This window comes from Ancylobacter sp. IITR112 (assembly GCF_041415945.1).
In the GTDB taxonomy this organism is placed as follows: Bacteria; Pseudomonadota; Alphaproteobacteria; order Rhizobiales; family Xanthobacteraceae; genus Ancylobacter.
The window spans coordinates 3505740-3517756 of the sequence record NZ_JBGCUS010000001.1; the positions used below are offsets into that span (position 1 = coordinate 3505740).

A 12017-nucleotide genomic window follows, 5' to 3' on the forward strand; every position below is an offset into this window, starting at 1 on the left:
GTAGCACGGCAGCGGGTAGCGCGCCGCTGTGGCGATCCTGTGGCCCCGACGCTGCGTCAGCCGCGGCGGTGAACACGGGTGCGGGAGGACAGCGCGCCATCGGCTCAGTAGCCCTCCCCGCCGCCCTCGGCGAGAATCTCGCGTTTGCCGGCATGGTTGGCCGGGCCGACGAGCCCTTCGCGCTCCATCCGCTCGACCAGCGAGGCGGCGCGGTTATAGCCGATCTGCAGCCGGCGCTGGATATAGGAGGTGGAGCACTTCTTGTCGCGCATCACCACCGCCACCGCCTGGCTGTAGAGATCGCCGCCCTCTTCCCCGCCCATCGCGCCCTTGTCGAACACGGCGCCGTCCTCGCCCTCGCCCTCGAGGTCGATGGTCACCTCATCGAGATAATCTGGGGCGCCCTGCGCCTTGAGGTGCTCGACCACGCGCTCCACCTCCTGGTCGGAGACGAAGGGGCCGTGGACGCGGGAGATGCGCCCGCCGCCGGCCATATAGAGCATGTCGCCCTGGCCGAGCAGTTGCTCCGCGCCCATCTCGCCGAGGATGGTGCGGCTGTCGATCTTGCTCGTCACCTGGAAGGAGATGCGGGTCGGGAAATTGGCCTTGATGGTGCCGGTGATGACATCCACCGACGGGCGCTGCGTCGCCATGATCAGGTGGATGCCGGCGGCGCGCGCCATCTGGGCGAGGCGCTGGATGGCGCCCTCGATGTCCTTGCCCGCGACCATCATCAGGTCGGCCATCTCGTCGACCACCACGACAATATAGGGGATGGGCGAGAGATCCATTTCCTCGCGCTCATAGATCGCTTCGCCCGTCTCCTTGTCGAAGCCGGTCTGCACGGTGCGCACGATCTGCTCGCCCTTGGCCTGCGCTTCGGCGAGGCGGGCATTGAAGCCGTCAATGCTGCGCACGCCGACCTTCGACATCTTGCGATAGCGCTCCTCCATCTCGCGCACCGCCCATTTCAGCGCCACCACCGCCTTCTTCGGATCGGTGACGACGGGGGTGAGCAGATGCGGAATGCCGTCATAGGTCGACAGTTCCAGCATTTTCGGGTCGATCATGATCAGCCGGCACTGCTCCGGCCGCATCCGGTAGAGCAGCGACAGGATCATCGTGTTGATCGCCACCGACTTGCCCGAGCCGGTGGTGCCGGCGACCAGCAGATGCGGCATGCGGGCGAGATCGACGATGACCGGCTCGCCGCCAATGGTCTTGCCCAGCGCGATGGCGAGCTTGTGCGCGGCCTCGCCGAAGTCGCGGGCGGCGAGGATTTCCCGCAGCAGCACCTTGTCGCGCTTCGGGTTGGGCAGTTCGATGCCGATGGCGTTCTTGCCCGGGATCACCGCCACGCGGGCGGAAATCGCGCTCATCGAGCGGGCGATGTCGTCGGCGAGGCCGATGACGCGGCTCGACTTGATGCCCGGCGCCGGTTCCAGCTCATAGAGCGTCACCACCGGGCCGGGGCGGGCATTGACGATGGCGCCGCGCACGCCGAAATCGTCCAGCACGCCTTCGAGATCGCGGGCGTTCTGGTCCAGCGTCTCGCGCGACAGCGCCGGGCCGCCGCGCGGGGGCGGCAGCGCCAGCAGGTCGAGACCCGGCAGGGCGTAGCGCCGGCGCTGTTCCTCCCGCGCCGCCCGGCCGCCGCGGATGGAGCGCAGCGGCGGCGGGCGCTTGGCCGCCCGTGCCGCCGGCGGGGGCGGTTCGGCGAAGGCTTCGTTCAGCGCATCGGGCAGTTCGTCATCGGCGCTCTCGAAGCCGGCGACATCGTCCTCCTCGCCCGCAGCGTCGCGGCGGCCGAAGCTCGGCTCGTGCCGCCCGCCGCGCAGCGCGGCGAGATCGTCCTCCTCCGCCCCGCCGAAGCGCACGCTCTCGCGCAGCCTTTCGCCAAGGCCGCGCCCGGGGCGCGGGCGACGGGCGGCGCCGGGGGCGAGGCGCGCCTTCAGCGACAGCACGGCGTGAGTCGCCATGCCGAGCAGAAAGGCGACCCAGCCCGGCTCGTCATCCTCGAAGCCCGCCGGCTCGCGGCCCATCTCCTCTGCATCATCCGCCGGCGCGGCGCGCAGGCCGAGGCCGACCGCCAGCGGCAGGGTGAGCGCGGCCCCGAGCAGGCACACCACGCCCACCACCGCGTAATCGGCGCTCGTCAGCCATCCCGGACGCAACGCCGCCGGCACGGCGAGGACCAGTTCCCCCAGCACCCCGCCCAGCCCGCTCGGCAGCGGCCAGCCGCCGAAGCGCGGCAGGCAGGCAGCGAAGCCGCAGGCGAACACGATCCCCCCCGCCAGCGCGATCAGCCGCGCCCGCAGCCGGCCGGGATGGCGATGGGTGAGCAGCAGCCAGCCCCAGATGCCGATCGGCAGCACCACCGCCAGCGCGGCGACGCCGAAGAGCTGCATCATCACATCGGCGAAGATGGCGCCGGGGACGCTGAGAAGATTGGACGGCGCCACCGCGCTGGAACGGCTGAGGCTGGGATCGTCCGCCGACCAGGTCGCCAGCGCCAGCAGCATCAGCGCGCACAGGGCGAGCCAGGCGAGGCCGATGAGTTCCGCCGTGCGGCGGGAGAGCGCGCCGCGCACCTCCTCGGGGAGGAAGCCGCCGGGGGCGCTCTTGCCGGCACGGTGCGCCCGCGCCCCCGCGCCGCTTTTGCCGGCCGGCTCCGGCCGCGGCCGCGGCCGGGCGGCACGCGAAGGACCGGCCTCAAGCCGAGGCGTCCGCATCGTCGTCTGCGTCCCCATATCCCGCCCCGTGTCCTTGCTCCGCCTCGCCAAGCGCCCCGCCCCGCTCAGGACAGACCGGCCAGCAGGCGCGGCAGCGCCTCCTGCGTCGTCTCAAGGTCCTGCACCAGCGCGAGTCGCAGATAGTCGGCGCCGGGATTGCGCCCGTCGCCGTCGCCGCGGCAGAGATAGCCGCCCGGCACGGTACGCAGCCCCTCGCGCTGCCACAGCAGCCGCGCCGCCTGCTCGCCGGCGCTGCGCCCCTCGCCCGCCCGCCCGGCGACGTTCAGCCAGAGGAAAAAGCCGCCATCGGGCCGCCGATAGTCGAAATGCCCGGCCAGCACCCGGTCGGCCACATCGAACTTCGCCTTGTAGAGGTCGCGGCTCGCCGCCACATGCGCCTCGTCGGCCAGAGCGGCGATGCCGACCCATTGCAGCGGCTCGGGCACCTGCGGCGCGGCGACATTGCGGAAATCGGCGAAGGCGTCGAGGAAGCGCGCCTCGCCGGCGCAGAAGCCGCAGCGCAGCCCCGGCAGGCTGGAGCGCTTCGACAGCGAGTTGAAGGCGACGACGCCGCCATAATCCGGCCCCGCCACCTCGAGAATGCCGGTCGGCGGCTGATCGCCCAGCCAGATCTCGGAATAGCATTCGTCGGCGAACACCAACACCTCATGCGCCCGGCACAGCGCCACCAGCCGTTCGAGATAGGCGCGCGGGGCGATGCTGCCCTGCGGGTTGGCGGGCGAGGCGAAATAAAGCGCCACCGCGCGGTCGAGCAGATCGGGCGTCAGCGCGTCGAGATCCGGCAGCCAGCCGCCATCGGCCGGCAAAGGCAGGTCGACGCTGACGCAGCCCGCCGCCTCGGCGCCGGCGCCATAGGCGGCGTAGAACGGGTTGGGCAGCAGCACCACGGGTTCGCGCGCGCCGATGCGGGCGCGCTTGCCGGCACTGAGCTGCCGGCGGGCGATCAGCGCGGCGAAGAACAGCCCCTCGCGCGAGCCGTTGAGCACCAGCACCTCGCGCTCCGGGTCGAGCGGACGCGCCAGCGCGTAGCGGCGGGCGCACCAGTCGGCGGCGGCGCGGCGGAACTCGGGCAGGCCCCTGCCGGCGGGATAGCGGCCGAAGCCGTCGAGATGGCGCGCCAGCACCTCGCCGACAAAACCCGGCATGGCATGGCGCGGCTCCCCCACGGCCAGGCTGAGGGCGGGCTTGCCCGGCGCCAGATCGGCCAGCAATTCGGTCAGCCGCACAAAGGGCGAGCGTGCCGCCGGCCCGGGATCGGGCGTGGCGGCCGGCGGCGCGGCAGCGGGAGAGGGGGTGTCGGGCACGGCACAGGTCTCGGCTCGGCCACGGAATGCAGCCTCTGGCGCCAGCATAGACCCGCTGCGGTAAAGGCGTTCTTAACCATGCGCGCCGATCGGGCGGGCCGGGCGCAAGGAAAAGGCCCCGGCGATGCCGGGGCCTCGGGAAGGCCGGGAAGCCGTGGAACCGTGGAGCGGCGCGGGCGCCGCCCCCTCGGCCCTGAGCATCGCTCAGCTATGATAGGCGCGCTCGCCATGCTCGACGATGTCGAGACCCTCGCGCTCCTTCTCCACCGACGGGCGCAGGCCGACGAGGACATTGACGATGTAGTAGAGGATCGCCGAGACGACGCCGCACCACACGATGGTCATCGCCACCGCCTGGAACTGCACCCACACCTGGTGGCCCATCGCATAGTCGGCGACGCCGGGGCCGCCGAGCGCCGGGGCGACGACGATGCCGGTGCCGATGGCGCCGACAATGCCGCCCACGCCATGCACGCCGAACACGTCGAGGCTGTCATCATAGCCGAGCGCGTTCTTCACCGTGGTGCAGAAGAAGAAGCAGATGATGGCGGCGACGAAGCCGAGGACGATGGCGCCGAGCGGGCCGGAAAGGCCGGCGGCCGGGGTGATGGCGACGAGGCCCGCCACCATGCCGGAGATCGCGCCGAGCATGGAGGGCTTGCCCTTGGCCAGCCACTCGATGAGGGTCCAGCCCACAATCGCGCCGGCGGTGGCGACGAAGGTGTTGATCACGGCGAGCGTGGTGCCGGCATTCGCTTCAAGGTTGGAGCCGGCGTTGAAGCCGAACCAGCCCACCCACAGGACGCTGGCGCCGACCATGGCGAAGGGCAGCGAGTGGGGAGGCATCAGCTCCTTGCCGTAGCCGGTGCGCTTGCCGATGATGATGCAGCCGACAAGACCGGCGATACCGGCATTGATGTGCACCACCGTGCCGCCGGCGAAGTCCAGCGCGCCCATGGCGAAGAGATAGCCTTCCGAGAACCACACCATGTGGGCGATGGGGTAATAGACGAACGTCACCCACAGGATGCAGAACAGCACGATGGCCGAGAACTTCATGCGCTCGGCGAAAGCACCGATGATCAGCGCCGGGGTGATGGCCGAGAAGGTCATCTGGAACACGATGAAGATGTATTCCGGAATCTTCACATTGGCCGAGAAGGTGTCGGCGAGGCTTTCCGTGGTCACGCCGGCGAGGAAGGCCTTTTCGAAGCCGCCGATGAAGGCGTTGCCGGCGGTGAAGGCGAGCGAGTAGCCGTAGAAAATCCAGAGCAGCATCATCACCGCGGCGATGACGGTGACCTGCATGAGGACCGAGAGCATGTTCTTGGCGCGCACCAGGCCGCCATAGAACAAGGCGAGGCCGGGGACGGTCATGAACAGCACGAGGATGGAAGACACCATCATCCAGGTGATGTCGCCCTTGTCCACCGTGACCGCCGCAGCAACCTCGGCGGTGGCTTCGGCGCCGGTGGCCGGGTTGTCCTGAGCGAAAGCGGCGGCCGCAAACAGCGCCGTCGTCGCCAGCGCAGGCAGGCCCGCGCGTATCCAATTCTTGGTCGTCATGGGTTCAATGCTCCGTCGCAATCGGAAAATGTCGGGATCAGTGGCGCGGGCTCAGAGGGCGTCGGCGTCGGTTTCGCCGGTGCGGATGCGCACGGCCTGGTCGATCGCGTAGACGAAGATCTTGCCGTCGCCGATCTGGCCGGTCTTGGCCGACGTGGTGATGGCGTCGATGACCTTGGAAACCAGATCGGAGGGCACGGCGACCTCGATCTTCAGCTTCGGCAGGAAGCTCACCGCGTATTCCGCGCCGCGATAGATCTCGGTATGGCCCTTCTGCCGGCCGTAACCCTTGACCTCCGTGACGGTCAGTCCGTGCACACCAATGCCAGTGAGCGCATCCCGGACTTCCTCAAGCTTGAAAGGCTTGATGATAGCCATGACGATCTTCATGCGTCCTGTCCCCGCTTGGCCCGAAACCGCTGGCGGTGCTCCGGGCGTTACATGTCGGACTCGGCCAGGTTGTCCCTGCAACCCTCCGGTCCAGCCGGGGACAGATAATCAAATCGCGTGCCAAGTGTTGCGAATCAAGGCTTTCCGTCCGAAGCGCCACGCGAGGCGGGGCACAGGCGGCCCGCGACGGGCCCGCCCCCGCCCTGCGGCGAGCCGGTCCGGTTGCTCAATTCTTGATCGGCGCTATGACCCTTCCCGAGTCATCGCCGCACAATTGCCATATGCCGGCTAATTTTTAGGCAGTTGCCTGCGAGTCAGGCGTCCGCATCGGCCGGATCAGCCCTTCCTGCGCCACCGAGGCGACCAGCCGGCCGGCACGGTCATAGATCAAGCCGCGGGCGAAGCCGCGCGCGCCGGCGGCGCTGGGGCTGTCCTGGACATAAAGCAGCCACTCTTCGGCGCGGAACGGCCGGTGCAGCCATAGCGCGTGGTCGAGGCTGGCGACCTGCAGGCTCTCGCCGAGCACGCTGGTGCCGTGCACCAGTGTCGTCGCCTCCAGCAGCGTCATGTCGCTGGCATAGGCGAGCACGGCGCGGTGCAGCCCCTCCTCGTCGGGCAGCGGGCCGCTGGCGCGGAACCACACCGCCCGGCGCGGCACGCGCACCGGCTCGCCGAGACCGATGGGCCTGAGTTCGATCGGGCGCGGGCGCCGCCAATAGGCCAGCACCGGGGCAGGCAACCGGGCCACCACGTCGGGCGGCAATTCGCCGATGCCCGGCACCTCTTCCGGCGCCGGCACCTCCATGTCGAGATCGAGCTGGTGCTCCAGCCCCGGCTCGGCGCGGTGGAAGGACACTGACATGATGAAGATCGGCCGCCCGTGCTGGATCGCCACCGCCCGCCGCGTGGCGAAGCTGCGCCCGTCGCGCACCCGCTCGACATCATAGATGATCGGCACCTGCGGATCGCCGGCGAGCAGGAAATAGGCGTGCAGCGAATGCGCGGCGAGCCCTTCCACCGTGCGCTGCGCCGCCACCAACGCCTGCGCCAGCACCTGCCCACCAAAGACGCGGGTGCGGAACGGCCAGGATTCCGGCGGGTTGAGACCGCGGAACAGATTATCCTCCAGCCGTTCCAGATCGAGCAGGGCGACGAGTTCGGCGGCGCTATGGGTCATGGGCGGGCGGCTCCTCATCGCGACGGGACGGGCGGGCAAGGTGGGGGCGGCGCCCCGGCGCATTGTCCGGGGTGCCTAGCTAAGGCATAGGAGGGAGCGCGCACAATGCGCGGATGGTCGAGAGCGGAGGCGCCGAGCCATGCAGCAGCAAGCCATGCAACAGGACCAGCGATATGATGCGGTGATGGCCGGCGGCGGGCTCGCCGGGCTCACTCTCGCGCTCGCGCTGCGGCAGGGGCTGGGTGAGAGCGCCCGCTTGGCTGTTGCCGACCCGGCCTTCGCCGCGCCGCGGCCAGCCAGCACCGATCTGCGCGCCTCCGCCATCGCCGCCGGCGCCCGCCGCCTGTTCGAGGCGCTCGGCGTGTGGGAGCGGGTGGCGGGCGAGGCGCAGCCGATCCTCGCCATGGAAATCACCGATTCCAAGCTCGGCGACGCCGCCCGGCCGGTGTTCCTGTCCTTCGACGGCGAGGTGGAGCCGGGCGAGCCCTTCGCCCATATGCTGCCCAATGCGGTGCTGCAGGACGCGATGACCGAGCTGGCGCGCGAACGCGGCATCGCCTTGCTGCCCAGCCGCATCGCCGGCTTCACCCCCGGCTCGGCCGGCACGGCGCTGCGGCTCGCCGATGGCACGGAAGCTTCCGCCTCCCTGCTCGCCGCCTGCGATGGCGGCCGCTCCAAGCTGCGGGCGCTGGCCGGCATCGGCGTCACCGGCTGGTCCTATCACCAGTCCGCCATCGTGATGACGGTCGGCCATGAGCGCCCGCACGAGGGCAAGGCGATCGAGCATTTCCTGCCCGCCGGTCCCTTCGCCATGCTGCCCCTCGCCGGCAATCGCTGCTCCATCGTCTGGACCGAAGCGACCGAGACCGCCGCGCGCCTGCTGAAGCTGCCGCGCGTGCTGCTGCTGGACGAGCTGGAACAGCGCTTCGGGCTGGAACTCGGCGAGATCGAGATTCTCGACGAGCCGAAGGCGTTCCCGCTCGGCTTCCAGATGGCGCGTTCCTTCATCGGCGAGCGGCTCGCTCTGGTCGGCGATGCCGCCCACACCATCCATCCCATCGCCGGACAGGGCATCAATATGGGGCTGCGCGATGTGGCGGCGCTGGCGGAAGCTGTCACCGATGCCGCCCGGCTCGGGCTCGATATTGGCGGACCGGACGTTCTGGAGCGCTACCAGCGCTGGCGCCGCTTCGACACGCTGGCCATGGGCGTGGCGACCGACGGGCTCAACCGGCTGTTCGGCCTGCGCTCGGACGCGGTGCGGCTGGCGCGCGATGTCGGGCTCGGGCTGGTGGAGCGCCTGCCGGCGCTGAAGGGCTTTTTCATCCGCGACGCCGCCGGCATTGGCGGGCGCGCCCCCCGCCTGCTGCGCGGGGAAGCGCTGTAGAGCGCTAGCGCGCCGCTTCCTCCTCGGTGAGCTGCCGCGCCTCGTCGGCGAGCAGGATCGGGATGCCGTCGCGAATCGGGTAGGCCAGCCGCGCCGCCCGCGACACCAACTCATGCGCGCCGCGGTCATAGTCCAGCGGCCCCTTGGTGAGCGGGCAGACCAGCAGTTCCAGCAGCTTCGGGTCGATTTCATAGCCCGCGCGGGCGGGAATCTCGGATTGTGCGGCCATGGGCGGAAAACTCCCGATCTTCGGCAGGATCACAAACGTATTCCGGCTATATAACGCAGCAAGCTGACATTCTCACGTCGCCACTTCCCCGAAGCCGCCCGGACCGATGGATTCTCCCGCGCTCGATCTCTCCCAGGACCCCCGCCTCGACGGCGACACGCTGCAGCAATGGGTGTTTCGCCGGCTGCGCCGTTCGGTCATGGCCGGCCGCTTTCCGCCCGGCAAGGCGGTGACGATACGCGGCCTCGCCGATGCGCTGGGCGTCTCCTCCATGCCGGTGCGCGAGGCGCTGCGGCGGCTGGTCGCCGAGCGCGCGCTGGTGCTGCTCGACAATCGCCGCGTGCGCGTGCCGGAAATGACGGCGCGGCGCTTCGAGGAGCTGATGATGGCGCGCACGCTTCTGGAGACCGAAGCGGCAGCCCGCGCCCTCGCCGTGGCCGATGACGCCTTCATCGCCCGGCTCGACGCGCTCAACGCCGAATCCGACGCGGCGGTGGCCGCCGCCGACACCGAGGCGATGATCGAGACCAACCTCGCCTTCCACGGCGCGCTTTATGGCGGGCGGGCGGACAATGTGCTGCTGCCGCTGATCGAATCGGTGTGGCTGCAGATCGGCCCGTTCATGCGCATGGCTCTGGCGGACCTTGAGACACACTACCCCGTGGACCGCCACGCCGAGGCGCTGGCGGCGCTGCGCGCCCGCGACGAGCCGGCCCTGCGCCGCGCCATCGAGGCCGATATACGCGACGGCATCGGCCATCTGCTGGCGCAGCTCGGGTAAAGACGCCTCAGCCCGCCGCCTTCAGCCGTCCGCCGCCCCGCCGGCGCTCGGCGGCTAGGCGTGCCGCTGCACCAAAGGCGGTGAAGATCCCGCTGGACAGCTTGTCCTCCCAGAAGCGCCATTCCGGGTGCCACTGGATCGCCATGTTGAAGCCCGGCGAATCCGGCACGCGGAAGGCCTCGATGGTGCCGTCCCCGGCCGTCGCCTCCACCACCACGCCCGGCGCCAGCGTTGCCACGCCCTGGCCGTGCAGCGAGTTCACCCGCCACGTCGTGTCGCCGGCAAGGCTCGCCAGCAGGCCGCCTTCGGTCAGCGCGACCCCATGAGCGGGCGAGTATTGGCCTTCGATGTCGAGGCTGGAATCCTCGCGATGGTCGAAGCGGCCGGGCTGCTCATACAGCTTCTGGAACAGCGTGCCGCCCAGCGCGACATTCATCTCCTGAAAGCCGCGGCACACGCCGAACAGCGGCACGCCGCGTTCCAGCGCCGCGCGGATCAGCGGCAGCGAGATGTCGTCGCGGTGCGGGTCGGCCGGCAGCGGCGGGTCGTGCGGCAGGTCGCCATAATGCTGCGGCCCGACATTGGACGGGCTGCCGGGCAGGAACAGCGCGTCCACCGCCTCCAGGATCTCGTCGACGACGATCCGCTCCGGCGCCATGGCGGAATCCACCGCCGAAATGGTGCCGGGGATGAGCACGGGCATCGCCTGAGCGCCGCGCGCCACCGCATAGATGTACTTTTCCGTGACGCCGTGGACGACATGGCCGTCCCTGGCCTTCACATCGCTGATCACACCGATAACCGGACGCATAATATCTCCTGCGCTCTGCCCGGCAGATGTGGCGCGCCCTCCCGGCGGCTGTCAACGCCGCCTCCGTGCAGGTCCGTCCTGCGCCGGGCGCGGGCGCGCGTCCATCCGTCAGCGCCCGCCCGCGCCGCGAACGTTTCCGAGGATGATTCTTCGTGTATGAAGAGCCATCCCCTTCGCCCGCAGGCGCCGCCGGAACCCCATGGTTTTTTCGTCCGTCACCTTCCTGTTCTACTTTCTGCCGGCGTTCCTGATCTGCTATTTCGCGACGCCGGGACTGCGTGCCCGCAATCTCGTGCTGCTCGCCTTCTCGCTGGTGTTCTATGCCTGGGGAGGGCTGGCCAATGTCGCGGTGCTCGCAGTCTCCATTGTCGCCAACTACCTGTTCGCGCTGCTGATCGACAGCCGCGCCGGGCCGTGGCGGCTGCGCATGCTGGCGCTGGCGGTGGCGCTGAATCTCGCCGGGCTGATCGCCTTCAAATATGCGGGATTCCTGGCGGAGAACCTCAACCTGCTGCTGCCCGCCGCCGCCCAGCTTCCGGTGGTGCATCTGCCGCTGCCGCTCGGCATCTCCTTCTTCACCTTCCACGCCATCTCCTATCTCGTCGACATCTATCGCGGGAAGGCGCGGGCCAATGGCCGGTTCGAGGAGATCGCGGTCTACATCACCATGTTCCCGCAGCTCGTCGCCGGCCCGATCGTGCGCTATTCCACCATCGCCCATCGCATAAGGGCGCGGCGCACCACGCTTGGGCGGGTGTCGGCGGGGCTGCGCATCTTCGTCATCGGCCTGTCCTGGAAGGTGCTGATCGCCGACGAGGTGGCGCCGCTGGTCAGCGTGGTGTTCGACAACACCGCCGCCCCCAGCCTCGGCGAGGCCTGGATCGGGGTGAGCGCCTATGCGCTGCAGATCTATTTCGACTTCGGCGGCTATTCCAACATGGCGATCGGCCTTGCACTGGCCATGGGGCTGAAATTCCCGCGCAATTTCAACCTGCCCTATGGCGCGCTCTCGATCACCGATTTCTGGCGCCGCTGGCATATGAGCCTGTCGAGCTGGTTCCGCGACTATGTCTACATCCCGCTCGGCGGCAACCGGAGAGGCCACCTGCACACGGCGCTGAATCTCTGGACCGTGTTCCTGCTCTGCGGCCTGTGGCACGGGGCGAGCTGGACCTTCGTCATCTGGGGTGTGCATCACGGCAGCTTCCTGGTGCTGGAGCGCACCCGCTTCGGCGCCGCCCTGCGCGCCGCGCCGCGCGTGGTCAATCATGCCTATGTGCTGCTGGTGGTGCTCACCGGCTGGGTCTGGTTCCGGGCGGAAAGCCTGCCGCAGGCGCTCGACCTGTTCGCCGGCCTCGCCGGACTGAACGGGGCGGGGCCGCTTTCGGTCAATCTGCTCGCCGATCTCGAACCGGTGACGGTTATCATCCTGGTGCTGGCCTGGCCGCTCGCCATGTTCGGCCTGCCGCAGCCCGGCGCCAAGCGCCTGCCCCAGCGCCTGCGCCTCGCCCTTTACGGGTTCACCGACAGCGTGGTGGTGGCGGCGCTGTTCGCGCTGTGCATCCTGTCGGTGGGGGCGGCGACCTATTCGCCCTTCCTGTATTTCCGGTTCTGAGGGG

10 protein-coding genes are annotated in these 12017 nt (G+C 69.7%); 3 read left to right on the top strand and 7 right to left on the bottom strand.

The window, feature by feature from the left end:
• Nucleotides 1-104: 104 nt before the first annotated feature.
• The 5 genes from AAC979_RS16675 to AAC979_RS16695 all read right to left on the bottom strand — a co-directional run bounded on the left by AAC979_RS16675 (nt 105) and on the right by AAC979_RS16695 (nt 7190).
• On the bottom strand, nt 105-2732 hold the full coding sequence (locus AAC979_RS16675; RefSeq protein ID WP_371348020.1) for a DNA translocase FtsK: 2628 nt from the start codon (nt 2730-2732) through the stop codon (nt 105-107).
• A 65-nt stretch (nt 2733-2797) separates the two neighbouring features.
• Nucleotides 2798-4105 (bottom strand): aminotransferase class I/II-fold pyridoxal phosphate-dependent enzyme, encoded by a 1308-nt coding sequence (locus AAC979_RS16680; RefSeq protein WP_371348021.1) that lies wholly within the window; start codon nt 4103-4105, stop codon nt 2798-2800.
• A gap of 156 nt (nt 4106-4261) precedes the next feature.
• Complete coding sequence (locus AAC979_RS16685; RefSeq protein WP_371348022.1) at nt 4262-5623, bottom strand: ammonium transporter; 1362 nt, start codon at nt 5621-5623, stop codon at nt 4262-4264.
• A 51-nt stretch (nt 5624-5674) separates the two neighbouring features.
• Nucleotides 5675-6013: a P-II family nitrogen regulator gene (locus tag AAC979_RS16690; RefSeq protein ID WP_371348023.1), complete on the bottom strand. Its 339-nt coding sequence runs from the start codon at nt 6011-6013 to the stop codon at nt 5675-5677.
• Nucleotides 6014-6308: 295 nt separating this feature from the next.
• The gene (locus AAC979_RS16695) at nt 6309-7190 is read right to left on the bottom strand and encodes an acyl-CoA thioesterase (protein WP_371348024.1); all 882 of its coding nucleotides are present in this window, start codon (nt 7188-7190) and stop codon (nt 6309-6311) included.
• A gap of 139 nt (nt 7191-7329) precedes the next feature.
• On the opposite strand from AAC979_RS16695, the gene AAC979_RS16700 reads away from it, so the two are divergent.
• On the top strand, nt 7330-8577 hold the full coding sequence (locus AAC979_RS16700; RefSeq protein ID WP_371348025.1) for a ubiquinone biosynthesis hydroxylase: 1248 nt from the start codon (nt 7330-7332) through the stop codon (nt 8575-8577).
• Nucleotides 8578-8581: 4 nt separating this feature from the next.
• Here AAC979_RS16700 and AAC979_RS16705 read toward each other — a convergent pair whose 3' ends face one another.
• Nucleotides 8582-8806, bottom strand: a complete 225-nt coding sequence (locus tag AAC979_RS16705; RefSeq protein ID WP_371348026.1) for a Trm112 family protein — start codon at nt 8804-8806, stop codon at nt 8582-8584.
• A gap of 106 nt (nt 8807-8912) precedes the next feature.
• Between AAC979_RS16705 and AAC979_RS16710 the strand changes: the two genes are divergently transcribed.
• Nucleotides 8913-9587 carry a GntR family transcriptional regulator gene (locus tag AAC979_RS16710; RefSeq protein WP_371348027.1) on the top strand — a complete coding sequence of 225 codons (675 nt, stop codon included), beginning with the start codon at nt 8913-8915 and terminating at the stop codon, nt 9585-9587.
• A 7-nt stretch (nt 9588-9594) separates the two neighbouring features.
• Here the strand turns inward: AAC979_RS16710 and AAC979_RS16715 are convergent, their stop codons facing one another.
• Nucleotides 9595-10398 carry a gamma-glutamyl-gamma-aminobutyrate hydrolase family protein gene (locus AAC979_RS16715; RefSeq protein ID WP_371348028.1) on the bottom strand — a complete coding sequence of 268 codons (804 nt, stop codon included), beginning with the start codon at nt 10396-10398 and terminating at the stop codon, nt 9595-9597.
• Between the two features lie 199 nt (nt 10399-10597).
• Here AAC979_RS16715 and AAC979_RS16720 point away from each other — a divergent pair, with 199 nt between their 5' ends.
• Complete coding sequence (locus AAC979_RS16720) at nt 10598-12013, top strand: MBOAT family protein (RefSeq protein WP_371348029.1); 1416 nt, start codon at nt 10598-10600, stop codon at nt 12011-12013.
• The last annotated feature ends 4 nt before the right edge of the window (nt 12014-12017 follow it).